This is a genomic window from Bartonella sp. MR168JLCBS (assembly GCF_042194175.1).
In genome coordinates, this window is the sequence record NZ_JBHIMP010000001.1 from 105,025 (window position 1) to 131,295 (window position 26,271).

Here is a 26,271-nt window from a genome sequence, read left to right on the forward strand (position 1 = left end):
GTATCATATTTGTTTTGCAAAAAAAATATGAACTCCCATATAAATAAGTGTGGGTAATTTGCTACCACAGCAATAGAAAGGTCTAAGAAACCATGAAAGATACACCAACAATCACACAAACGATTGTACTTGTTGATGATGATCGCAATATTTTGACGTCTTTATCTTTTGCGCTTGAGACAGAAGGCTATCGAGTTGAAAGCTATACAGATGGAGCATCTGCACTCAAGGGTCTCACACTTCACCCTCCACACTTAGCTATTTTTGATATTAAAATGCCCCGAATGGATGGGATGGAACTCTTGCGTCGTTTACGTCAAAAATCTGATCTTCCAGTTATTTTTCTTACCTCTAAAGATGATGAAATTGATGAATTATTTGGTCTCAAAATGGGAGCTGATGATTTTATTACTAAACCTTTCTCCCAACGTCTTCTCATTGAACGCGTGAAAGCCATTTTGCGCCGTTCTAATGCACGTAACCAACCACTTTCTACAGGAACTTCTTCCACCTCCTCTCTCAAACGTGGAGATCTTGTGATGGATCAAGAACGCCACACCTGTACATGGAAAGATAAACCTGTTATTTTAACCGTTACGGAGTTTTTGATTCTGCAAACCTTAGCACAAAGACCAGGAGTTGTAAAAAGTCGTGATGCTTTAATGGATGCTGCCTATAGTGATCAAGTCTACGTAGATGATCGCACCATTGATAGTCACATTAAACGTCTGCGTAAAAAGTTTAAACAAGTGGATGATGATTTTGCAATGATTGAAACACTTTATGGTGTAGGTTATCGTTTCCACGAGGTATAAAACTACTTTGTCGCAAAAATTTGAACGGCAATCAAATCGATGACAGACAATTCTCAACTGGAAACTTTACAAAAAACAACCGTTAATGGTACATCCTCAACGCCATTTCTTATGTTTGCCCGTTTGCATCTCCGAACACAACGTCTCTTTAGACAATTGCTTTTTTCCAGCCTCACACGTCGCATTGTTATATTAAACATTGCTGCCCTTGCCATTTTAGTTACAGGCATTTTATACCTTAACCAATTTCGCGATGGTTTAATTGAAGCAAAAATTAAAAGTTTATGTACCCAAGGAAAAATTATTGCTGGGGCTATTGCTGCTTCTGCAACAGTAGATACAAATTCTATCCTCATTGATCCCCAAAAACTCTTAGAGTTACAAACTGGTGAAAGCGTTACACCCGCCCCTCAATCAACCGATTCTTGGGATTTCCCTATTAACCCTGAGCAAGTTGCCCCTCTTTTACGGCGTCTCATCACACCTAAAACGACAAGAGCACGTATCTATGATCGTGATGCTACTCTCCTTCTTGATTCGCGCGTTCTTTATTCTAGTGGAGAAGTTTTTAGTTATGATTTACCCCCACTTAAAACAGAACAAAGCATGTGGGATCGCCTTACTTCATGGTATTCAAGCACATTTTATGGTAAAGGTATTGCTCTTGACAGAGAACAAACAAAAACCAGTGGTATTGCTGCTTATCCAGAAGTGTACCGCGCATTAAACGGATCTCTTGCTACAGCTAAAAGACGCAACAGACAAGGTCAATTAATTGTTTCTGTTGCCGTTCCTGTGCAACGCTATCGCGCAGTGGTTGGAGCTCTTCTTCTTTCAACCACTGGTTCTGATATTGATAACATTGTAAAAGGTGAAAGACTGGTTATCTTTAAAGTTTTTGCCGTTGTAGGCAGCGTACTTTTGGTTCTTTCTCTCTTTTTGGCCCATACGATTGCCCATCCATTAAGTAAATTATCTGCCTCGGCTAATCGAGTGCGTAATGGCAATAATCAGCGTGTAGAAATTCCTGATTTTTCAATGCGTGAAGATGAGATTGGTCACCTTTCAACCTCTATTCGTGATATGACTAATGCCCTTTATATGCGTATTGAAGCCATTGAACGCTTTGCTGCTGATGTAAGCCACGAATTAAAAAATCCTCTCACCTCTCTACGCAGTGCTGTTGAAACGCTCCCTCTGGCTAAAAATGAAGAAGCACAAGAGAAATTGCTTGAAATTATTCAACATGATGTGCGCCGTCTTGATCGGTTGATTACAGATATTTCTGATGCATCGCGGCTCGATGCAGAGCTTGCACGAGAAACCGCAGAGATTGTTGATATGACACCGCTTTTGGAAAGTCTTGTTCATGCTGTTCAGGAAGTGTATCGTAATACGCAAACCATTGATATAAGCCTTAATATTGTCCCACGTCCTCATGGAAAAGCCTATCTTGTATTGGGACATGAACTCCGTTTAGGGCAAGTGATTTCAAATCTTCTTGAAAATGCACGTTCTTTTATTCCTCGTAATCGTGGCAAAATTTGCATTACTATGAAAAGTCATGCTTCAACCCTTATTTTAACCATTGAAGATAATGGCCCAGGTATTCGTTCAGAAAATATTGAACGCATTTTTGAGCGTTTTTATACAGATCGACCAAACGAAGATGCTTTTGGACAAAACTCTGGACTTGGCCTTTCTATTAGTCGGCAAATCATCGAAGCTCATAATGGGACAATTACAGCCGAAAATATTATTGATCCTACACTTGGAAAGTGTAAAACTGGTGCACGTTTTATTATTATGCTTCCCCTCGCTAAATAAATCTTTTATCCAAAGTAAAAGGCATGAAAACAAAATGTGAAATACTCCACGCAAATTGCCTTCAATTGGGCGGCAAGGGGCTGTTAATTATGGGTCCATCGGGATCAGGAAAATCAACCATTACCCTTTCTTTGCTCGATCGTGCTGAGTGGTCAAAACGTGAAGCGAAGCTTATCAGTGATGATTATACAATGTTGCGTGCGGAAAATGGAAAGCTTCACGGATACACTCCTGATAATTTAGAGGGCGGTATCGAGATTCGTGGCGTTGGTCTTTATATGATGGAATTTGAAAAGCACACAACTATCGATTGTGTTATTTTTCTCGGTCCGGAATATGAACGTTTTTCCACAAATAAAACTTTTCAATTTGAAAATTTGCACATTCCTCTTTTAAAACTTCCCTCTCTTCGTGAAGCCGATTGTACAGCCATTTGTCAAGCTATTGAAGCATTTTTATTTAGAAAAATATGGCAAAAATCTGTCTAATTTTTTTCTAAAGATAAAAAAATCACTATTTTTGCCTTTTTTTTGCAAATTTTTCTTGGCAGCAAGACAAAGCCTTGTAAAATGTGTTTCCCACCAATATGGTCGGATCTTATTAGTTAACAGGAGTTTGCGTAAATGATTGGACTCGTGCTTGTAACGCACGGTGAGCTGGCTGTCGAATTTTTACATGCCGTGGAACATGTTGTTGGAGTACAAGAAAAGTTCGCAACAATATGCGTTTATCCCGATGACGATATAGATCAGCGCCGAGGTGATGTTATAGCCGCAGTAACCGATACAGATACGGATCATGGCGTAATCATATTAACAGATGTGTTCGGTGGAACACCATCGAATATAGCTGTTCCTGCTATTGAAAAAGGACGCGTTGAAATGATTGCGGGTGTTAATTTGCCCATGCTTATTAAACTGATTTCTATTCGCAAATGTCCTGATATTTCATTATCAGACGCGTTAAGAATAGCACAAGAAGCAGGGCGTAAATATATTAATGTACCAAGTATGATTTTATAGCGGATAATAAAATACCAATGTTTTCCAAAGATACCCTCCCATGTATAAGTCGTCATTTCAATATCTGTAATAAACGTGGCTTGCATGCACGTGCTTCTGCAAAATTTGTACAAACTGTTGACAATTTTAATGTTACTGTTGAAGTTGAAAAGGATGGAAAAATCGTTGGTGGATCATCAATTATGGGACTTATGATGCTAGCGGCTTCATCCGGTTGTAACCTCACCATTCGTGTTTCAGGACCAGAAGCAACAGATGCTCTTAATGCTCTTGAAAAGCTTATCAATAACAACTTTGGAGAGGAAAACTAACGCTTTCTCACCATAAAATAAGGATGATGATTCTTAGAAAATAGGAATTGTCCATCATTATTTTGAATTTTAATTTCTCTTCCCGCTTTTATACCAATATTCATATCCATTATAGATTAGCATAATTATCATAAATGTAAAAGTTTATAGTAATTTTATTATACTGGAGTTTTTCCTTCCTTTCCTAACATTATTTGATCAATTTGAATAGTTTTGCGTATTACGGCTATTACCCGACTTAATCGTATAATTAAATCTTTACAGAAAAAGAGAACTCTTCACCTTGTATTAGAATATGCTTTATTTTAAGCTAAAGATAGATGTCAAAATAATTTAGCACATCAAAAATCTATCAACTTTTCTTATTTTCTGCTAAATTTGTAGTCTTTATAATACACAAGGAATCTTCTATTGCACATCATTGTGATACAGCTCATGAAAACGCAATTCTTATCGATATCATAACCATTTTTTAAAACGAATAAGCTTTGTACGCTCATAATTATAGTAAGCATTTTTTAGACATTCTTTTTCAATACTATTGCCTTATTTTCTATGGTACATGCCTCGCCTTTATTATCTATATTGTGTTTGGAATAGCATCTTTCATTATAAGGAGATAATATTATGGGTCGTCTATTTAGTGCCCTTCAGATTCCTCAACAAACAACACAACAACTTGTATCGTTGCAAAATGGCTTACCAAAAGCGCAATGGATCAACCCGCAAAATTTTCACGTCACCTTATCTTTTTTCGGTGAAGTTGAAAGTGCTACCGCAGATGCACTTATGCACGCCTTTGATACAATAAAGCTCTCTCCTTTTATGCTACAAATAGATGGTTTTGAAGTTTTTGGTTCAGAAAATGCTCCCCATTCTCTTGTAGTTCGCATTGAACCTTGTGAAAAGCTTAATCTTTTACATGAAAAGATGCAATATATCCGGAATAAATTAGAGTTAAAGCCTGATGAAAGACAATTTATTCCGCATATTACTCTTGCACGAATATTTGATATCAATCTTGAAGATCTTTCTTCTTATCTATCTTTTCAAGATGATTTTTTTATCCCTCCTTTTGAGGTCGATCACTTTGTTTTATTTTCATCGTCATCTCCCTCAAGCGAGGCCGTGTATCTTATAAAAGGAAGTTGGGCACTTCAAAGATAAAAGGGTGTTTATAACACCCTTTAAAAACTCTTTGAGAAAAGACCTCATATATGTGTAATTGCAGGGAATACTGCATTTTATGTTGGAGATTTATTATTGATGTGTTTTAAGCAGAATCAGTTTCAACAGAAGCTTCTTTTGCTCCTCCTTTGGCTACACCCACTATAGCTGGACGTAACACCCTTTCCCCGATAATATAGCCTGCCTGAACAACTTGTTGAACAGTATTATCTGGAACATCGGCATTAGGAATTTCAAACATCGCTTGATGAAAATGAGGATCAAATTTTTGCCCCTCTGGATGGATTTTTTGCACCCCATGACGTTCTAATGCTGCCATCATGGCACGTTCAGTCATTTCAACACCTTCTGCCAATGATTTCAAACCAGCATCACTTTCCCGCGCCCCTTCTGGAATAGCTTCCAAAGCACGATTGAGATTGTCAGAAACCGATAACATATCCCGTGCAAAATTAGCAATGGAGTAAGCCTTTGCATCCGCCACATCTCGCATAGTACGGCGTCGAAGATTTTCCATATCTGCAACAAGACGTAAAAGCTGATCTTTCAGTTCTTTATTTTCATCCTGCAAAGACGCTAAAAGATCACTAACCTCATTGCTTTCTTTTTCAACGTCTTCGTGTTCCTCTGTTTTATGTGTTTTTAAAAATTCATCGGCTGCCTGTTTAAGTGTATTACGATCAGCTGGATTTTTTAAATCACAATTTTCAAATGAAGCGTCAGTAAATTTGTTTTTTTCATCAGACATAAAAATTTTATTCCTTCATAAGATTCGTTATTCTCGATATCGAAATTCTACAGACAAAAATCAAGGGGTATCGATGTATATAATACAATGAGCTTTTATAGTACAAATACTTACCTGCATCGTTTTAACGCAATAACTGTGACACAAGTTGAGCTGTATAATCAACCATGGGCACAATCCTTGCATAATTAAGCCGTGTAGGACCAATAACGCCTAAAGCACCAATGACTCTTTGTTGTGAATCACGATAAGGCGCTACAACTAAAGAAGAACCAGAAAGTGAAAATAACTTATTTTCTGAACCAATAAAAATTCGAACCCCAGAACCTTCATCCGTTAAATCGAGAAGCTGTGCCATACTCTCACGCGTTTCAAGATCATCAAACAAATGGCGTAATCGTTCTAAATCTTCTTCTGCTTTCACATCTTCAAGTAAATTGCTACGCCCGCGAACAATGAGGTGTATTTTATGATCAGCACCTTCTCCTCCCCAAAGAGCTAATCCCGTTTCAACAAGATGATGCGATAAATCATCAAGTGCAGCCCGTGTTTCTGAGCATAAACGTGCAATTTCCTCTTTAGCTTCACTCAATGTTCGCCCCTGAATATGAGCATTGAGAAAATTCGTTGCCTCCGTCAGTTGTGCATGAGTAACCCCTTCTGGCAAATGAACAATACGATTTTCAACTTCACCTTGTTGAGTCACCAAAACGGCAAGAGCGTGCTCCCTATCAAGGCGCACAAATTCAATATGTTTCAATGTTCCTTCTTGTTTTGTTGCTAAAACAAGCCCTGCCCCACGTGAAAGATCTGAAAGAACTCGGCTTGCTTGAACAAGAAAATGTTCAACCGATTGTGCATGACCAGCCTCTTTGACTTGCATTTCAATATTTTCTCGCTCTTCGTTTGGCAAATCACCCGCTTCCATAAATGCATCTACAAAAAAGCGTAAACCTGATTGTGTCGGCATTCGACCCGCAGAAACATGTGGTGCATAAATCAAACCGAGATGTTCAAGATCACTCATCACATTGCGAATCGTCGCAGGTGATAATGTCTGTCGTAAAAGCCGTGAAAGATTGCGTGACCCTACAGGTTCACCATCATTAAGATAAGCTTCAACAATATGGCGAAAAATATCACGTGAACGTTCATCAAGATATTTTAGTTCATTATCAATAGTTTTGTGCTTCATCACAATTGTTTCACTACTTTTAAAATCCTCATCTCTTATATAAGTTTTGCCAAGGTTTGGTCAAATAGTCTAAAGTAGTATAAAAGCATATTATCCTATTGAGCCGTAAAATGCTACCTTTCAGAATGATGATTGATAAATTACGCAGGAGGTATTTTTTGTTAGAGTGTGTGAAAAATATTTAAGATAAGAGTTGATCTATAAAGTGGTCTGCTGTAGGGACTTGCCAAGAGAATTTGACTAAGAGAATCTGGATTGTTTAAAAACCGCTATAAGTAGAAAATTTCACCTTTTAGAGCAAGCCGGAAATTGGAAATTTACCATAAAAGTGCTATCATCAAAAAGACATGCCTTTCATATTTTTGCAAGGTTATCTTTGTACAAGATAAAAAATTTTGTTGGAATAAAATATCATAAAACGTGTAAAATAATCATATCATGTAAAATCAAGCAGAATGTGTGTATATGAGTATTTAAGCTGGTTTTTAGCACAAAAATAGTTCCCCTTTCATTTTTGGAGAAATCTATATGAGAAGCATAGCAGATAAAAAACTTGTCATTTCTACACATAACACCGGCAAACTGCATGAAATCACTACTTTAATTACGCCTTTCGATTTAATAATACAATCGGCAAAAGAACTGGGCTTGCCAGAACCAAAAGAAACGGGAAAAACATTTGAAGAAAATGCTTATATTAAGGCTTTTTCAGCAGCAAAAAAGACAGGACTTCCTGCCCTTTCTGATGATTCAGGCTTAGAGGTAGATGCATTGGAGGGTGCGCCAGGCGTTTATACCGCTGATTGGGCAATTCAAGCCGATGGCACACGTAATTTTCCAAAAGCTATGAAAAAAATAGAAAATGAACTCCAAAAAGTCGGAGCGCGAGAAAAAAGCCAACGAAAATGCCGTTTTATATCCGTCATTTGCATTGCATGGCCTGATGCTCATGCAGATTACTTCCGCGGATGCGTTGAAGGAACATTCTTTTGGCCTCCACGGGGCGACAAAGGCTTTGGTTTTGATCCTATTTTTTTACCAGATGGATATGAAAATACCTTTGGAGAAATGTCAACAGAGCAAAAACACAACTGGAAATGTAATGATATTCCCCCTCTTTCACATCGCGCACGTGCTTTCAAACTTTTGGCAGAAAACCTTTTAGCATTCTCATGAATGAACCTTTTGGCATTTACATTCATTGGCCCTTTTGTGCAGCTAAATGTCCTTATTGTGACTTTAATTCGCATGTTCGCATCCATGGTGTTGATCAACCACGTTTTGTCACCGCCTTTAAGCGCGAAATAGAAACGCAATACCACAAAATAGGCCCACGCCATATTACAAGTATTTTTATTGGTGGGGGAACTCCTTCTCTTATGGAGCCGCGAACTGTCGATGCCCTATTGCAAGCACTTGCAAAAAAATGGGTAGTCGATGATAAAGTTGAAATTACATTAGAAGCTAATCCATCCAGTGTGGAGGTAGAACGCTTTCGTGGATACCGTGCAGCAGGTGTTAATCGCTTATCTCTAGGGATACAAGCGCTCAATGATAAAGCATTGCGCAAACTTGGCCGACTCCATAATGTGGAACAAGCTCTTTGTGCCATTGCTTTAGCACGGCAAATTTTTCCACGTTTATCCTTTGATCTCATTTATGCCCGCCCCGAACAAACCCTTGAACAATGGAAATCTGAACTTGTACAAGCAATTGATTTGGCAGCGGACCATCTTTCTCTTTATCAATTGACGATCGAAGAAGGAACTGCCTTTAAACGGCTTCATGATGCAGGAAGACTTATCCTTCCCCCATCAGAGTTAGCAGCAGATCTGTATCATCTTACCCAAGAAATAACGGCACTGCATGGACTTCCTGCCTATGAAATCTCAAACCATGCAATGCTCGGTGCTGAATCAGCACACAATCTTCTTTATTGGCGCTATCACCAATATGCAGGCTTTGGTCCAGGAGCACATGGACGTTTCATTGAGCACGCACCGAATCATTCCTCTGCCTGTTCAAAAACATTGTCATCACATCTTGAAAACCGCGAACGTTATGTCACAATAAATGAAAAGCATCCCGAACAGTGGCTTAATTTGGTAGAAACAACAGGACATGGCTGTATTGAAACGGAACATTTAACCACTGAACAACAGGCAAATGAAATGCTCCTTATGGGATTACGCCTTTGCGAAGGCTTAGAACTTATACGCTATGAAACCTTAAGCCCTAAACGCATCCCAATGGAAAAACTGATCGATTTACAACACCAAGAATTGATAGAAATGGTGGATAACCAACGCTTAAAAGCGACAACCAAAGGACGTATTGTTCTTGATCACATCATCAGCCAACTCGCAAACTAAAGTTTTTATAACAACATACTTATTTTAATCATAATTATCATTTTTCCTAGCAAAGGCGAGATTAGAATATCGTGAGATTCTCTCATTTCAAAACTATTTATAGTAAATTAGTTACCACCATTTGCTTACACCTTAAAAGTAGAGAAGCGTATGGATAAAAGCTATAAAAAAGAAGTAAAAAGGACTCTTATGAACACCCTTAAGTACTAAAAGCTATCGCAATATTTTGAGCTAGAAAGTGTATGGTGGTCTAACTTTCTTTTTCATAAACGTAAAGATGGTGAGGCACTGTAGACTTTATACATTTCACGGAAAATTTTATATTACACTATTCATAAGCACCGTAGTTGCACGAATGTGACAAATATTGAGAAAATTTCTTTAAAACAAGTATGTGAATGCATAATACGATAATGTATTGTTTTTTATGAAATCGTGGCACCATTTAAAGGACCAGAGAAATAAGCATGAAACCATGCATTAAGCTCTGATTATTTAAAAAGATATTACTCTAGATACTTTTGAAAATCGTAAAACCGAATAAAAAAGGAGAGTAAAAAAGCACGTTGATTTTCACCTTTATACCTTTATGTTTTCCCTCAATGAGGTTGTGGTTGTATGTCTGTTTCAGAGATTACAAAGAATAGATATACACAATACTTTTATCCTATTCTGGCATATAAAAGCTGTTGTCGCAAAAAATACTGAACCAATATTTATTTGAGATACGCGGCTGTATGATTGGTATTGATTTATAGGTCACAGGAAAATCATGAACTTTATTAAACAAACAATGCACTTAAATGGCAAATATACCAGATATGAATCGAGATTGCTTTGTTAGCGAGCGAAATGATAGTAATCCCATATGATCTTACTTGCGTACATGCTTATGAGTGTCTGTACGCGTCCTTTAAGGTTATTTTATTAAAAAATTGAGAATAACACTAGGAAAATCCTTGTCTAAAGAGGTCAACGTGCTGCTACAAAAGAATTTCTGTGTATCTTTATCATAACCAATATTAAAGCTGATTAAATAAGCTCACCTTCTATCTCGTAATGATTTTGCAATGGAAGTTTTTGGGGACAAAAAAGAAGGGGAAAATATATGAAATAAAACAAACTTAAAGCGCATCTCTATGGGCTTTACTCTAAGAGAGGCTAATTGAAACAAGAAGTGCCTTTTATGAGAGTGCAGAAACCATATTAAGGCATGAGCTGTGAATGAACGCATTTATGCTGTACGAATTTTTTACAATAGCAACATGTTTTTGTGTGTCTTTATGGCTTCAACCTGTCATCACACAATTATGATATAAATATTCACTGTTTTCCATATATGATTGCGTATTGACTTCCTTTCTACACTTTAAAGAACGAATATTTTTAATCCAATATGGACTGTAAACAGTTCTGCTTCTTAAAGCAGGTCCCACTTGGCTTTCCAATTATGTAATTCACTTAACGAAAGACTCTACAGGCAAGAATCACAACTTAAGAATATTCATCACTTATTCTAAACCCACTTAATATATTAAGTCTTACGTGTCTCATATTACCACACCTCAAATGGCAATATCTTATGGCACAACAAGATAAAGGTATTTTTGAACCAGCAATCATTTCTTCATGCAAAAAAATCAACAATAAAACGCTCATAAATAGTAGTAAGCGTTTCCACTGCATCAAGGGCTACACACTCATCTACCATATGCATCGTTTGCCCTGGTAAGCCAAATTCAACCACTGGGCAATAATCTTTAATAAACCGCGCATCCGAAGTCCCCCCCGAAGTTGAACATTCTGGTATATTCCCTGTCACACCTTCAATAGCATTGGATAAAGTTTTAACGAGTTTATCATTTTTGGTCAAAAAAACATCTCCCAAACTTGGAATCCATTCAAGCTGATAGTAGGGTAATTGATCATTCTTATTTTTTGGCTGCACCAAAGCAAGGCGTTTTTCAATTTCTGTCATAAGCGTTTCTTTTGTCCAAAGATCATTGTAGCGTATATTAAAACGGATTGTTGTTTGCGCTGGAATAACGTTCACCGCGGGATTCCCCGTATCGATGGTTGTTAGCTCTAAATTACTGGGTTGAAAATTTTCTGTACCTTGATCTAAGGCTTTTAGTGTCAATGCTTGAATAAGCTTATTTACTAAAGGCAATGGATTGGCTGCCCGCTCAGGAAAAGCAACATGACCTTGGCGACCTCTCACGGTAATGATACCAGAAATCGATCCGCGGCGACCAATTTTGATGACATCCCCAACAGTTTTTACGCTTGTTGGTTCTCCGACAAGAGCTGCAGTCCATTTTTCCCCTTTTTGCTCTGCCCATTTCAGAAGTTTTACCGTACCATTAAGTGCAGGACCTTCTTCGTCACCAGTGATCAAAAGGCTTATTGTTCCTTTAATAGACTGTTTTTCTAGAACTCGAGCCAACGCCGCAATAAAACAAGCGATTCCGCCCTTCATATCAACAGCACCCCGCCCATATAATTTTCCCTGATCTATGACAGCTTCAAAAGGTGAATAGGTCCATTCATCCAATGCGCCTGGTGGTACGACATCTGTATGACCTGCAAACATAAGATGGGGTCCTTCATTTCCCATTTTTGCATAAAGATTTTCAACATTATCTGTATTTTTATCCGTAAAAATAGGGCGCTCAACATGAAATCCCATTTTTTTCAAAAATTGTTCCAAAGTTGATAAAGCCCCTGCTTCATGAGGTGTAACAGAAGGACAACGGATAAGTCTTTGTAATAGCTGAAGTGGATCTGTAAGAACAGGCATAAGCTCCCCTTCCCATTTTTTTATAAGTTATCGGAACTTAAGGTTATTACGCTGAATTACAAAAAAGATAAAGCAAAAACATTGAAGACACTCAGCAAACCAAGCAGGGGAGAACAATCGTGCTGAGAGCTTCAATGGCTTCCTCATTATGCATGAGCAAGTACACACACAACAAAACACTCGACAAAAAGTTCCGTTAAATATTGCCTTCATTGGAAAGCTTTTTACGCCTTTAAATTATATGAATCAAAATTAATTGCGTGCAATCTATGAGCATTTTCCTTCAACCAAGCACGATACGTTTTACTATCAGGACATAGTTCTTCACAAAGAGCCCAAAATCTTGGACCGTGATTCATTTCAACAAGATGAGCAACCTCATGAGCAACAACATATTCCACAACTTCTTTTGGTGCCATAACAAGGCGCCAAGAAAAAGAAAGACGCTTATCTATTGAACAAGACCCCCAACGACTTCTCGTATCTTTATAACAAATTGATTTGACTTTACGCTCTACTTTATGGGCATAATGTGCCACCAAAGGTGTTATAATACGTGCTGCTTGTTTTTTCAAAACGTCAGCAACACGCCTTGGCAAATATTCTAATTGACCATAAACGATAATTTGAGGGTCTTGTTCTGCATCTCCTGCAATAATTTCCGTCACCCCACGTCCTTCTCTATGCTTTATGGAATGGCAAACACCCAATAAAGGAATCGTTGCCCCCTCTTTGAGATAAGCATTTTCATGAGAGATTTGTACACGAGCAAGACGTGCCTCAATCCAAGACCGATGCTTTTCAATAAAACTTTGAATCGTACAGAGACTTATCGCTGGTGGTGTTGTTACACAAATCCTCCGTCCGCTCGCATCAATACGTAAGGTAAGACGGCGCGCGCACTTATTTTCCCGCACCCGTACAGGTACAGAGCGATCAGAAAAAATAAAATGCTGTTTAGAAATGCTCATATATTTTTATCTTCATCAATAAATGTACCCCTTATTTTGCATTAATCTGATTAATAAAAGATCTCAATACCGTTTCGAGGCAATCTAAATCTTGCGGACGAGAAAAGCGATGACCTGCATCACGAACAAGTGTCAATGTTACATCATGGAGAGGTAAATGATCAAGTAAAGTCAATGTATGCTGATAGGGAATATCTTCATCTTCCATCCCTTGTAAAATATGGACTGGACACCCAACATCAATGCATCCTTTCATAACACAATTTTCGCGTCCATCTTCAATCAATGTTTTTGTAAAGGGCATTGGCTCTGTATCATCAACTGCAGGTCGTTCAATATAGCCTTTTTCCTCCAAAATCTTCCATTCTTCTGGGCCTAATTTTGGTTCCACCAATGTTTGTGTAAAATCAGGTGCTGGAGCAATCAATATCATGCCAGCAAGCTTCTTATTTTTCTGTGCTAGCATCATAGCAAGCTTTAGCGCAATCCACCCGCCCATAGAGGTGCCAATCAAAATTTGTGGCCCCTCACAATAATTTTCAAAAACCGCTAAACTTTCTTTAACCCAGCGTGAAATCGTTCCTTGAAAAAAATCACCTTCAGATTCTCCATGTCCAGAGTAATCAAAACGTAAGCAGGACAAATCATTCTTCTGAGCAAAACTATCAACCAACATCGCCTTATCCCCTGACATATCGGACAGATAGCCATGAAGCCAAACTAAACCTAGAGAATGGCTGCCTTTGCGATAACGTACTGCAAGTGCGGTGTTCTCAAACGAAAAAAACTGACAAGGAATATTTTGATCCATGATTCTTTATCCTCCATAAAACAATTCCTTTAAATTAAGAGAAAAACTTTTATAATCTAAATCATTCCCAAAAGTAATAAATCAAATAATGAAAAAGACACGAATTATAGTTGTTTTTAGGTGCATAATTGTATATTAAATTAACTGTAGTTGAATCAAAATTAAGGAGCATAAACCATTCGTAAACCGTTTAAAATGACACCTACCCAAAAAGACGGACCACGTTCAAATCAGGATATCCGAGTACCTCATGTTCAGCTTATTAATGATGAGGGACAACATCAGGGGGTTGTTGCGATACAAGAAGCTCTTGCTATGGCTGCAGATGCGGGGCTTGATTTGGTTGAGATTGTACCAAATGCGGAGCCACCCGTATGTAAAATCATCGATTTGGGCAAATTAAAATATCAAACCCAAAAAAAAGCTGCTGAAACACGTAAGAAGCAAAAAGTCATCGAAATCAAAGAGATTAAGATGCGCCCAAATGTTGATGTCCATGATTATGGAGTCAAACTCAAGGCTGTTCATCGCTTTATTGATCATGGTGATAAAGTAAAGATTACTTTGCGTTTTCGTGGTCGTGAGATGGCTCACCAAGATCTTGGATTAAAGCTTCTTCAGCGTGTGAAAGAAGATACAAGTGAAATTGCCAAAATTGAATTGGAGCCAAAGCTTGAAGGCCGGCAAATGATGATGGTGATAGCACCTAAATAGTTTTGCATTAGAATAATATTTGCATGCAACTCATCAAAATAGGCGTATGGCATTATTTAGAAGCACCACATAGAGTTTTTGTGGTGCTTTTAAGGTTTTATAAATGTGTATAAATCCTTTTAAGAGTTTAATAATGCTTTATCGATTTATAAGAAGAATTCGTTATTTTGCATATTAAATGAGAAAGCTCAAACATCGTAAGGTCTTCTTATTTCAAGCTCTCTTATCATGCAATGCGGCAAAATTGTTTGCTTACACATCACAAACGGAGATGATACATAAAAATTATTAAAAAAGCAGAAATGTTTTTTGTGAGCTATTTCAAGTGCCAAAGGCTATCACAATATGGAAATTGGTAAATACAATGGTGAAACTCGCCGTTACCTTTTATTGAAAATTAAAAATAATGATGAACAACGAATTTTCACTATACCTTTTACAGAAACTTTGCACTACATTTTTCACTCTCGCCGTCGTGAAATTGATGTGATGAACCTTGAAAGAAAAGGCTATTTTTGTAAAAAAGATTAAGGGGCTTTTTAATTAAGAATGTTTCAATCTTGCATAAAATAATGAGAGAATATGGAAGCAATTCATGGCTAAAAAACAAATTTCCTCTTTTGATAAACATCTTATTATCCGCCTTTTGCGAGAAAATTTTCGTAAACATATGCGTTGGTACAGTGCGGCTATTTTCTCAATGATCATCATTTCTTGTACCACAGCAACCAGTGCATGGATTATGCGTGATGTTGTTAATCAGATTATTGATGCACAAAATTTTCCTATAATTGTTTTGATTTCTAGCTTCATTGCTTTTATCTTTATTCTCAAAGGAGTTGCAACTTTTTCCCAAACTTACTTTCTAAACAAAGCAGGCAATAGTATCATTGCTGAACAACAGCGTAAAATTTTTGCACGACTTATGGAACAAGGAGTCTCTTTTTATCATAATAACACTTCATCTGATCTTCTTGTTCGTGTAACTCATAATGCGACAGCTGTACGTAATATAATTGATACTATTATCACAACTTTTGTACGTGATTTGCTTTCCGTTAGTGGTCTGTTGCTTGTCATGTTCATTCAAAACTTTGTGTTAATCTCCATTACTTTAATCGTAGGACCACTAGCTTTTTTAGGCGTTCGAATGGCTTTAAAACGCGTTCGCCGCCTGATGGAAAAAGAGCTCCTTTCACTTGGTGAAATTATCAAAATCGTACAGGAAACGGCTGTTGGTATTCGAATCATAAAGGCCTTTTCACTAGAAGAAGTCATGAAAAAACGAATGGACAAAGCCATTTGTGATGTTGAAAAACAAACAAACAATATTGCAACACTCGAAGCTATTACCAGTCCGATTATGGAAACACTCACGGGTATTGCCATTGCAGGTATTATTTGTTTTTCCGGTTATCTTGCAACCGAACGCGCAGGTGTTCAAGGTGAATTTATGTCCTTTATTGTTGCTTTACTTTTAGCGTATGAACCCGCAAAAAGGCTAGCAAATGTACGTGTCAAAATTGAATCTGGCTTGGTCAATATCCGTACGATGTTTGAAATACTCGATTGTCCCCTTACAGTTATAGAACATAAAGAAGCTAAAGATCTGAGTAAAACGCAAGGAACTATTCGTTTCGAACATGTTTCTTTTGCATACACTAATAACAAAATGATATTGAAAGATATCAACCTAGAAATAGAAGCCGGAAAAATGACAGCATTAGTGGGACCATCCGGTTCGGGAAAGTCAACCCTTATCAACCTTATTATGCGCCTCTATGACCCCACAAAAGGACGCATATTGATTAATGATCAAGATATTCGCTACACAACATTTCGCTCTCTGAGAAACCTGATGGCCTATGTAGGACAGGATACTTTTCTCTTTCAAGGAACTGTTAAATATAATATCGGGCTTGGAAAAGAAGGGGCTAGTGATGACGAAATTATCGAAGCAGCAAAAGCAGCAAATGCTCATGACTTTATTATGAGTTTGCCAAATGGTTATGATACACAGATAGGTGATAATGGCTGTAACCTTTCAGGGGGGCAAAAACAACGACTCGCTATCGCTAGAGCAATGATTCACGATAGCGAAATTCTGATTCTTGATGAAGCAACGAGTGCGCTTGATTCACACACCGAAGCACAAATTAATGAAGCCATTCAACACCTTACCAAAGGACGCACAACGATCATTATTGCTCATCGCCTTTCAACGATTGCTCGTGCTCATAAAATTGTGGTCATACAAAATGGACAACTGATTGAACAAGGTACTCAGAAAGAATTGCTAGCAAAAGAACATGGGTTTTATAAAAAACTTCATAATATCCAGTTCAAAAACATACCTCCTAATTTCTAGATTCTTAAATAAGATTTGAAATAAAAATGGATAGAAGGTAATGCTCCATTTATAAAAAAGTCTTGTTACCAAGCAAAAGTATTACTTCAATCAAGAATTGGCAAAGAATTTATGGTTTATTGAAAATAAACTTCTTGGATTTAGATGAAAACTTTACTCGTCATTTTGTTGAATGCAATTGACTTTAACAATGAAACTTCAAAAACCCCTTCCCTTCCTCAAATAAGTGTTGAAACATTCATAAATGTTGCGAATCCTAAAAGATAGAGCATCAAGGTTTGAAAAAATTGCCGCGGATTATGATGATGAATCTGGATTAATACAATCTTTATCCGTGTTTATCCCTGCACTGACAATTTTTTTCTCCACACATCTTAAAGAACAAAGATTCTACCCAATCGGATCTGTAAACAATCCAGATTTTTATTGAGTTCGTTCCACTTGATAACAACTTATGTGATTCACTTATACAAGGCTTACCCTAAATATTCACCACGTGCTTTCAAAATACTTTGTCAAAAAGACTTACATGCCTTACATTACCGCACCTCAAATGTCGGTCTTTTATGGTACAACAGGATAGGCTGACAATTATAATTATGCTGCAAATTATAGATACACTCAGCATAAAAGAAAAACATTGAAAAAATAAGAGAAGATTTATTATAAAACTTTTTTACTGTTGTAGCTTGCTTTAAAGCAAGCTTTGCTGTTTTTTCTATATCTAGAAACTAAAGTGATATTCCTCCAATACCTTAACTTCTTGAAGAGTTTATAAATGCACAACGTTAGTGCTTATATAAGGCTATGATTTCAACATGCAAAAAAACAGATGAAAAGTAAAATGACATTCCTCTTTCTTTTAACCGCCTAAATAGAAAAATATGACATATAACTCTGATAAACATTTTTACAAAAAATATCTTTTGACCTGCATTTTAATACTTTGATTTATAATCATAATTTATTACTTTACATCTTAAATAAAAGATAAGATGTAATTTACTTATTGCAAATTTTCTTTATATTTATGATGAATTAATCAAAAGCACTTGTTGTACGTCATAAGAGATATTGGTGTATGCATAAAAACTCTTAAGATAAGCAATAAAAATACCTCTACATTTTCAAGTGAAAAGATTGTCGGCAACATGAGAAGCTGGAAAATAGAATGATAATGCCGGCTTATATCTTTAATAAATACTTATACCTTTATTAACAATGGTAGTATGGATTTTATACCATTCATAAGGGGTACTTTATATCATTTCACAAGCAATCTTATGAAATAGGCTCAAGCGCACACTGAGAAATGTTTCTTTAAAACAAGCACATGAATTTGCAACACAATAGTGTTATATTTTGGAGTGTTCTGTTTGGGGAGCTGTTCGTTATAAGAAAAGTGATCTAATTCAAAAACACAATAAACAAAAATCTAAAATAATAGATAATTTTTATTATTAAAAAATATTGCTTTAAATGCGTTTGAAAATAAAATCGATATTTTATAAATTCTACGCTTATCTCATGCTTTTGTTTATCGCGTTCTTTAATGGAATCACGCCCTTCACGTAAGAACAGAATGCCATTGTATTGCAAATTCAGGTGCTTGTTTTAAAGAGACCTCTCTCAAAGTCCTCCCCAAGTCCATTTCGCGATAACGTTCGTGAATTGTATAACGATAAATCCATTAAGCCCCTCATCTTTACGCTTATGGAGTAACAAGCCGGCACCATTTACACTATAGTGCTAGCCCCTAATGTTGCGACAGCTCTTAGCTCTCAAGATAATTCATAAGAGGCATTTTTAATCATTTCTCAATAGTTTTATCCACACAGGATTCTCCGCTTGTAACATACAAGGCGAATGGTTTTGAGAACAAGGTAAAGTATTTCTATAAAATAAATATATAACAGCAAATAACATACTGTCTTTCGTGAAGATTTTATCCCTTTAGAGGATAGTATAAACAAAAATTGAGTATTTTAGATATGTTTCTTCACGCCTCAACAAAAAGCTTCTTTTTTTATAGGACTTTTAGCCTATGTTTTCTTCCTCAGATTTAGAAATGAGAGACAAAAAACGAAGAATTTGTTTTTTAGATTCAATCTTTAATAATCTCTTTCATAAAAGAGACCAATACTAGAATTTTGTTCATTTCCTATGGCACCTTTAGCTTTGAGATGACGCGAAATATCTAAATTAATTGTCCCTTTCGTCGTTCCATCGGACCCTGCTTCAAAGCCCAAATAAATATTATTGTGTATGTAGCGTCCAATACGTAAGCCTGTATTACCTTTCTCATTAACGATAACATCAAGATCATCAAGCCCAATTTTAGTTCGTAAAGTATTCAACAAAGATGTATTAGCAGCACCTGCAAGATCAGCCGCTGCTGCTGCAAGTTGAGCAATCTGAAATGGTGATAATTCATTAAGAGAGCGATTAAAAATCAAACGCGCCAAAATCTCATCCTGAGGCAAGTTCGGTTGTGAAGAAAAATTAATATCAAGATTATCAATCGTCCCACTTACAGTTACAGTGACTTGAATATCACCACTGTTATTGTTGGTTACAAAATAAACCGTAGGATTAAGATTACCGCTAAAACTCGCTTGTCCTTGATCAAAATTAAGACGTTGCGAAAGAATATCAAAACGTCCACGAATCATTCTAAATTCACCAACTGGATGCACATCATTCAATGGACCTGCTAGATTAATGAGTCCTCCCAGTTCAGCATCTAACCCTTTTCCGCGTACAAAAAATTGATTGCGTGCTGTAATACGCATATTTGATAGCACAACAGATGAAGATTCTTGTGTAACAATCCGGCTTTTGCTTTTGTTCGTGTTCTTAACATCAGCACGTTCAAGTGTTGTTTGAATCGATTTAGTTAAATTCTTATTTCTGATATCAAGAAACTTAGCACTTTTAAAATGATCAGGAACAAAAACTTCAGCTTTTTCAACGATGATATCACCACCAAGAACAAGATCATTTAAAAAATGACCTGTCATTGTCATCTCACCTGATAATGTTGCCAGAATCATAGAACCATCATTATAATTGGCATTATCAAGATGAAATATCAAATCTGTCTCTAGATCATTAGAGATACGACCTGAAGCAGAAATTCTCCCCCCCTCAAACGAAGAAGCTGAAGCTTTCTCTATAAGGATATGATCACCGTTCAATTTGCCTTCAAGCGTTATATTATTCAACCCTACATTTGTTTGTGAATCAAAAAAGCTACCGTCGCCTATAGAAATATTTCCTATCAATTGTGGCTTTGATAACGCCCCATTAAGAGTTGTATCAATTCTTGCTGTACCCGTTATATGTGCACCACGCTTAGCTAATAAGAGATTAACAAAATCAAGAGGCATTATCCCTTTAACGTTTAATTTTGCCTCTGAACCATTAAGAGATACAGGCCCATGGATGGAAAGATCTAATCCTTTATCTCCTGTAGCTATCATATTTTCAATATGAAAAGTCGATTTTTTATAAGAACCACGAGCATTTATATTGATTGACATCGGTCCTTTATGCGTCATAGCGGTTAAATTTTGACTAGAAAGCTCAAAATGAGCAGATGGATCCTTCATTGTTCCATCAATATCAACTTTGCCTATCATTGTCCCATCAAGCGCTTGTCCTGCAATAAAACCATTTGCCAAATGTGCAGATAAATTTTGCAAATTAATATGAAGATCAAGCTTATTTTTCTCTAGAGATACATGCCCCTGAGCTTGTGCTTGTACTCCTTCTCCTGTTAAATTTGCATTCAAAGTAAGATTTTGATCTAAGGTTTTCCCCGTAGCAGAAAAAGAAAAAGGCATAATTTTTTTATCTTGAAAAGCAACGGTTGTCAGTCCCTCACCTTTTATATCGTAAGTTATATCAGGTTTTGTTAAATGACCACGAATCATAACCTGCCCTGTTACACTCCCTGCTGCTCCAAGATCGGCTTTCCACAGATTAACTAAAGTAGCAGGAAGCGCATTCATTGTAAGTTGCAAATTCAGGGTATCTTGAATATTCCCTGCTAAGATGATGTTGCCTCCATTTATTGCAATTCCTAATTCATTGATTGCCATTCCATCTTTATCAAAAGCAATTATGGATGGTTTCAGCAATTTTGCATGAAAAGTGTGTTGTTTTAGATCCACAGTTTCAATTTGCACTTCTCGTTTTATACTTTCTGGAAGTTCCTCAACCATTAAACGACCAGAAAGCTGTGCATTGAGAGTATCATGCAACATCGCTTGGACAGTAAAAACCGTTTGTCCATTATTTCTATCAGCGTGAGCATTTAAACGATTGACCATTATCAAAGGTGTTTGAATATGTTCTGCATTGATAACTCCTTCAAACTGTGTCATGCCAAAAGGATCGAATATATCAGCATCTATTGCCAATTTTTTTATTTTATTCTTGGAAAAATTCAAATGGTTAATATGCGCCTTCACATTGGTTTTTTGTCTGCCATTTTGTTCATCAAAAATAAAATCTCCTTTTACTTCTCCACTACCATCCTGCAAAAATAACGTTGACAGTACGGAAATATCATCGGCATCAATATGCAGCGCTCCTTTCAAAAAACCGCCAAGTTGTTGAGAAAGAGCACCCGTTATTTTTGCACTTCCCCCTCTAATATCGATATTTTCAAGTTTTCGAATTTTATGAGAATCTTTAAAAGAGGCCGATAAATGCAAAGGTTTCTTAGCAAAAATCCCTTCACCTTTTATCACCCCCGTTAAAGCAGTAACTGGTGCTGTATTATCTACAAGTGCATCTATGTTAAATGTTGTATTTTGAAGTTTCTTCCCTACGATTAATGCTTCAGCAATATGGGCACGTGTATTTAGTTTTATATGGCTATTGCGCCCTCTCGCCGTACTTTCAATTGTAAGCGCACCGCTTATCTTTGGATCTAATTTGGACAAATCAGATATTTCAGCAGATAGATCCATTTTAGCGCTTTCATCTGAAAAATAACCATTAGCCTTTATGTTTGTATATTGATTTTTCAAATTAAAATGACGAAAAATGAAACCCTTCGTATTTCGAGTAGCACCACCTGAAAGAGTGATGTTTCCTTTGAATAAACGATCAAAAGACTGCACGCCTATTTTCATATCGTCAGCCATTCCTGATAATTGGAGATCAAAAATGCCACTCAATAAATTGATTGTTCCTTTGGCTTTAATATCTGCACTACCAGAAAGTGATTGTTTACTGAACGCTTCCAAAGGAGTTAATGTCTGAGCTTTTAAACCGAGGTCGCCTTTAAAAACAAAACCCTCCATTGTCCCTTTTAACCAAGAAGAAAAACCCTGAGCCGTAACACTCAAATCATGAATCAAAATTGGTTTATTCGAAACAATATCCGTATCTAAATGCACATGAACCGCTTGGCTTAAATTTTCTACTAACGCTCCCTTAATCTTTTTAACCCCTTGAAGCGTCCCTTTAACCTGAACACCAACATGACGAGAAGCTGAATTATCAAGATTTTCGCTTACTCCTCCCATATCAAAAATTGCATCGCGAATATAAATATTTTTATTGCTTAAATTACCTACAACCAACCGCCCATTCCAAGATTGTTGCCCTTCGCGACCATAGTCAATGTTCAGAGCAAGAGTATTGGCAGGTTTTGGCACTTCTGATACAGGTAAATGAACAGACTCCTGTTCGTTATCAAGAGCCATTTTGCCATCAACAAAAAGCCGCCGCAAAAATCCATCGGCAGTTATTTCAGCATTGGCTATAACATTCATTGCTTTGCTCTGAATAACCATCTGATCAAGGTGTGTCACACCTTCTTTTGTTCTTCTTGCCTTTGCTTTTAATGTTATATCAGATTCGAAGAGGCTACGATATTGAGAAGGTATTAAAGGGCTCAGTGTTCCCTTTAGTTTTGTAGAAAAACTGTGTCCTTCTGGAACACTTGCAAGAATAACATTACCATCTAAAATAGAATGATGATCAGACTCTAAAGAAAGTTTGATAACCAAATCATCAAAAGTACCATCACCTTTCACGACGAGATTTAGTGCTGGACGTTGTTCAATGTTAAAAATATTCGCCAAAATACCATTTTGTGGTTCGTTAGCAGAAATATCAATTTGAGCTGTACGATTACTATCAGATATCTTGGTGAGAACAGAAAAAGAACCCGGTGCATCTAAACGATGCGCCGCTATATCGACATCAAAATTACCACTAGCTAAAGTGAAATTGCCTTTTAGGGACATATCAGCAGAAAAACCAAAAAGATTCTGTTCAAATATCACATGTTGAGCTGTAAGCGTATTGATAGAAAGAGCAAGCGGCAATTTTGGTAAAGAGAACTTACCCGTCTCAAGGGAAGAAACAAAAGAAGAATTGCCTTGCGGTTTGCGTAAAAATGTAACCTGTTCTGCCGAAAGCTGGTTAATATCCATCCGCCCTCTTAGCAACGCTAGACGATTCCAATTCATTTTAGCATTGGTAATTTTAAGCCAAACCCCTTTTTTATCACTGACCGTAATAGCATCAATTGATGTTTGAGAAGACAGTGTCCCTTGCATATTGTGTAAACGAACTTGACGATTGGGCGCTGAAAGCTTTCGTTCAATTAAAGAAACAAACCATGAGCGATCATCTGTTTTCATTTCGCTAGAGGGAAGAGTATCTCCTCTTTGCGCAAAAACAAAACCACCCACCCCAAAAAACAAAAATACAAAGAAGAAAGCTGATAAATGTACACCTTTTTTCATTAAAATGCTTGCCCTATACCCACATAAAAACCAATGCGAGGATCACCCTTCTCTCTCTTTAAAGGAAAGGCTAAATCAACGCGTAAAGGACCAAGACCCGTCATATAACGACCTCCTATACCGGCTCCCCATTTAATTTTTTGAGAAAAATCAAAATTCGCCTTTTCCCCTACTAAACCTCCATCAAGAAAACCGACAAACCCTATTTTGTCATTTAAAGAAACACGCAATTCTGCCGATCCCTCAACAACTGCCCGTCCACCAACAACCGCATCATTTTCTGTTTTGATACCAATATTACGGTAAGCATAACCACGAACAGAGCCCCCACCACCAGCAAAAAAAAGCGTATTCGCGGGGATTTGTGCTGTATCATTCCCAAGAATTGTACCAAGCTTTGCCCGCGTAGCAAAAACAAAACGATTCTCTTCATCCAACGCCCAGTAAGAACGACCTTCTGCTGTTACTTTTGCAACAAAGTTGCTAAAACGCATCTCATAAAAAGGCTCAATGAAAACTTCACCATATAAACCTTTTGTTGCATTAAGCTTATTATTACGACTATCGTAAATCAAACCGCTAGGAAAACCTATTGTTGTAAAATTACGGCTCCCAAAATAAATATCACGTGAATAACCATTTGAAACTTCTACAGCAGCCTGTCCCGATAGATTACCATTGAAAATATGCGTAATCCCTAATCTTCCTTTGATGGCTTTTGTCGTATAATTTTCTAGAACATCTTGTTGTATTTTTAATTCTGACCTGAGATCTGTATCTGGCGTAAGTACACCAGGCTTTATAAACGTGCCACCGAAAAGATAATCAAAATTTTTAAAATTATACGATTGCTTTTTATTGCTACCAACACCGCCTATCTTTGTTTCAATTTTAAGAACCTCTGCATGACCAAAAAGATTGTTATGCATCCAATAAGCTTCAAAACCAGCACCATCTAATGTTGAATAGCTACCGCCTATACCAAAACGGCGCGGTTTACGTTCTTGTACAACAAGTGAAAGCGGTAAACTGCCATCTGGATTAATGGTATCAGCCTCACGTATATTGATAGCGCGAAAAACACCAAGGCGCGCAAGACGTTCATTTGCCTTTGCTAACGCATCGGAATCGTACTTCTGACCTTGCTTCAATCCGGTCATCCATGCGATATAAGCTGAATCTACACGTGGTTTATTACTTATATTACGCACACTTAAAGGACCATAATGAGCCTTTTGTCCAAGATCAACAACAATCCGTCCTTCAACACGCAACGCAGCATGATCAGCCACGACCTCACTTTTCATAATTTTAGCTTTAGCATAACCTTGTTGACGCCATCCTTCTATCGCCCATTTTTCTGCTTTCAAAATGGTTTCAGATTTAGCAATAGCCCCAACTTTATAGCCCAATTCTTCAATTGTGGGCATTTTATGCGCTTTACGTTTTTCAAACGGAGCTACTTTATCAATATCTGCAATACTAAAAACATATTGTGGACCGGCATTAATTGTAATAGCAATATTGGATTGTGCTGGAAGTTGAGTTACCGGACTTAAATCAGCGACTTCTAAGCCATTAATTTTAATACTAATAACACCACCGTAGCGCCCATCAGCATAAAGAGCAGAAAGAATTGCTCGATAATCTGAGCGCGCCTTGGCTAGCAAACCAGAAGAACTGGCGGATGCTTTCTCTTTATCAGCAACAAGAGAAGAAACAGATTTAACTATTTTTATACCTTCTAATGGCGCGCCTGGCGGTGCAACAACATCAACTTTATAAAATCTCTCTGTACTTTTGGCATAATTTGAAGGAGAATTTGTTTTCTTTTGACCAAAAAAAGGTATGCCGAAAAAATCAAATGCAGCAAGTGGCTGTGGAAAAGCAAAAGCGAAACACAAGCCTATAAATACACAGCGCACAGTCCCTGATTTTAACAAAATTCTTGCCTGGTATACCATAAAATCAGATACCTTATAATACACTTTGCATCTACTATACTTTAAATAATATAAAAATAAGAAAGGTAAATGTAATTACTTTGCACATTTTACACGTTTTATCACATCAAATAACACTCTGCGATACATAACGTCACCCTCCCCTTATATTTTCATAAAATTTTGCACTGTTGTATAACACGAACAGCCTCATTCTTTTTCCTTAACATATTTATTTAGCTTATTATAAATGTTTTATTGCGTCCCATACTATCATGGTTAAATTTGTACAAATGACTTTCCATGAGGACGCTAAAAAACTGCCTATGTATATAGATCTCTCTATAAAAAAAACCATAGAGATGCTTCTTGATTTTTATGCATAGATATGATTGTCTCTACAAAGTCTAAAGGGG

18 protein-coding genes and 1 pseudogene are annotated in these 26,271 nt (G+C 37.0%); 11 read left to right on the top strand and 8 right to left on the bottom strand.

Features of this window, described 5'->3' with window-relative positions:
* Positions 1-92 precede the first annotated feature (92 nt).
* From ACFIK8_RS00390 to thpR, 6 genes are all read left to right on the top strand, one after another.
* Positions 93-815, top strand: a complete 723-nt coding sequence (locus tag ACFIK8_RS00390; protein ID WP_005774392.1) for a response regulator transcription factor — start codon at positions 93-95, stop codon at positions 813-815.
* Between the two features lie 39 nt (positions 816-854).
* Positions 855-2,642, top strand: a complete 1,788-nt coding sequence (locus tag ACFIK8_RS00395; protein WP_375635400.1) for a stimulus-sensing domain-containing protein — start codon at positions 855-857, stop codon at positions 2,640-2,642.
* A gap of 23 nt (positions 2,643-2,665) precedes the next feature.
* Complete coding sequence (locus ACFIK8_RS00400; protein ID WP_375635399.1) at positions 2,666-3,130, top strand: HPr kinase/phosphatase C-terminal domain-containing protein; 465 nt, start codon at positions 2,666-2,668, stop codon at positions 3,128-3,130.
* A gap of 135 nt (positions 3,131-3,265) precedes the next feature.
* Positions 3,266-3,664: a PTS sugar transporter subunit IIA gene (locus ACFIK8_RS00405; protein WP_375635398.1), complete on the top strand. Its 399-nt coding sequence runs from the start codon at positions 3,266-3,268 to the stop codon at positions 3,662-3,664.
* A gap of 17 nt (positions 3,665-3,681) precedes the next feature.
* On the top strand, positions 3,682-3,975 hold the full coding sequence (locus tag ACFIK8_RS00410) for an HPr family phosphocarrier protein (RefSeq protein WP_012754483.1): 294 nt from the start codon (positions 3,682-3,684) through the stop codon (positions 3,973-3,975).
* Between the two features lie 627 nt (positions 3,976-4,602).
* Positions 4,603-5,142 carry an RNA 2',3'-cyclic phosphodiesterase gene (thpR, locus tag ACFIK8_RS00415; protein ID WP_375635397.1) on the top strand — a complete coding sequence of 180 codons (540 nt, stop codon included), beginning with the start codon at positions 4,603-4,605 and terminating at the stop codon, positions 5,140-5,142.
* Positions 5,143-5,248: 106 nt separating this feature from the next.
* Here thpR and grpE read toward each other — a convergent pair whose 3' ends face one another.
* Together grpE and hrcA are read right to left on the bottom strand one after the other, a co-directional pair.
* Positions 5,249-5,911 carry a nucleotide exchange factor GrpE gene (gene grpE / locus ACFIK8_RS00420; protein WP_375635396.1) on the bottom strand — a complete coding sequence of 221 codons (663 nt, stop codon included), beginning with the start codon at positions 5,909-5,911 and terminating at the stop codon, positions 5,249-5,251.
* Positions 5,912-6,035: 124 nt separating this feature from the next.
* Complete coding sequence (gene hrcA / locus ACFIK8_RS00425; RefSeq protein WP_375635395.1) at positions 6,036-7,106, bottom strand: heat-inducible transcriptional repressor HrcA; 1,071 nt, start codon at positions 7,104-7,106, stop codon at positions 6,036-6,038.
* Between the two features lie 528 nt (positions 7,107-7,634).
* Between hrcA and rdgB the strand changes: the two genes are divergently transcribed.
* Positions 7,635-8,282, top strand: coding sequence for an RdgB/HAM1 family non-canonical purine NTP pyrophosphatase (rdgB, locus tag ACFIK8_RS00430; RefSeq protein ID WP_375635394.1), 648 nt, complete (start codon positions 7,635-7,637; stop codon positions 8,280-8,282).
* On the top strand, positions 8,279-9,478 hold the full coding sequence (gene hemW, locus ACFIK8_RS00435) for a radical SAM family heme chaperone HemW (protein WP_375635393.1): 1,200 nt from the start codon (positions 8,279-8,281) through the stop codon (positions 9,476-9,478). The genes rdgB and hemW overlap by 4 nt, the downstream gene beginning before the upstream one ends.
* Positions 9,479-11,105: 1,627 nt before the next feature.
* On the opposite strand, the gene dapE is transcribed toward hemW, so the two are convergent.
* The 3 genes from dapE to ACFIK8_RS00450 all read right to left on the bottom strand — a co-directional run bounded on the left by dapE (position 11,106) and on the right by ACFIK8_RS00450 (position 14,060).
* Entirely contained in the window at positions 11,106-12,278 is a 1,173-nt protein-coding gene (gene dapE, locus ACFIK8_RS00440) for a succinyl-diaminopimelate desuccinylase (RefSeq protein ID WP_375635392.1), read from the bottom strand.
* A 224-nt stretch (positions 12,279-12,502) separates the two neighbouring features.
* Complete coding sequence (locus ACFIK8_RS00445; RefSeq protein ID WP_375635391.1) at positions 12,503-13,249, bottom strand: M48 family metallopeptidase; 747 nt, start codon at positions 13,247-13,249, stop codon at positions 12,503-12,505.
* Positions 13,250-13,280: 31 nt separating this feature from the next.
* Positions 13,281-14,060: an alpha/beta hydrolase gene (locus ACFIK8_RS00450; protein WP_375635390.1), complete on the bottom strand. Its 780-nt coding sequence runs from the start codon at positions 14,058-14,060 to the stop codon at positions 13,281-13,283.
* A 195-nt stretch (positions 14,061-14,255) separates the two neighbouring features.
* Between ACFIK8_RS00450 and infC the strand changes: the two genes are divergently transcribed.
* The 3 genes from infC (at position 14,256) to ACFIK8_RS00465 (ending at position 17,142) form a co-directional block, all read left to right on the top strand.
* Positions 14,256-14,774, top strand: coding sequence for a translation initiation factor IF-3 (gene infC / locus ACFIK8_RS00455; RefSeq protein WP_026500140.1), 519 nt, complete (start codon positions 14,256-14,258; stop codon positions 14,772-14,774).
* 345 nt (positions 14,775-15,119) lie between these two features.
* Entirely contained in the window at positions 15,120-15,305 is a 186-nt protein-coding gene (locus tag ACFIK8_RS00460) for a hypothetical protein (protein WP_375635389.1), read from the top strand.
* A 64-nt stretch (positions 15,306-15,369) separates the two neighbouring features.
* Complete coding sequence (locus ACFIK8_RS00465) at positions 15,370-17,142, top strand: ABC transporter ATP-binding protein (RefSeq protein WP_375635388.1); 1,773 nt, start codon at positions 15,370-15,372, stop codon at positions 17,140-17,142.
* Between the two features lie 1,524 nt (positions 17,143-18,666).
* Here ACFIK8_RS00465 and ACFIK8_RS00470 read toward each other — a convergent pair.
* The 3 genes and pseudogenes from ACFIK8_RS00470 to ACFIK8_RS00480 all read right to left on the bottom strand — a co-directional run.
* Positions 18,667-18,946: pseudogene (locus tag ACFIK8_RS00470) on the bottom strand (integrase arm-type DNA-binding domain-containing protein); the annotation flags it as partial.
* Positions 18,947-19,253: 307 nt separating this feature from the next.
* A complete protein-coding gene (locus ACFIK8_RS00475; protein WP_375668832.1) occupies positions 19,254-23,912 on the bottom strand; it encodes a translocation/assembly module TamB domain-containing protein in 4,659 nt (1,552 codons plus the stop codon).
* Positions 23,912-25,876: an autotransporter assembly complex family protein gene (locus ACFIK8_RS00480; protein WP_375668834.1), complete on the bottom strand. Its 1,965-nt coding sequence runs from the start codon at positions 25,874-25,876 to the stop codon at positions 23,912-23,914. Before ACFIK8_RS00480 ends, ACFIK8_RS00475 begins: the two co-directional genes overlap by 1 nt.
* Between the last annotated feature and the right edge of the window lie 395 nt (positions 25,877-26,271).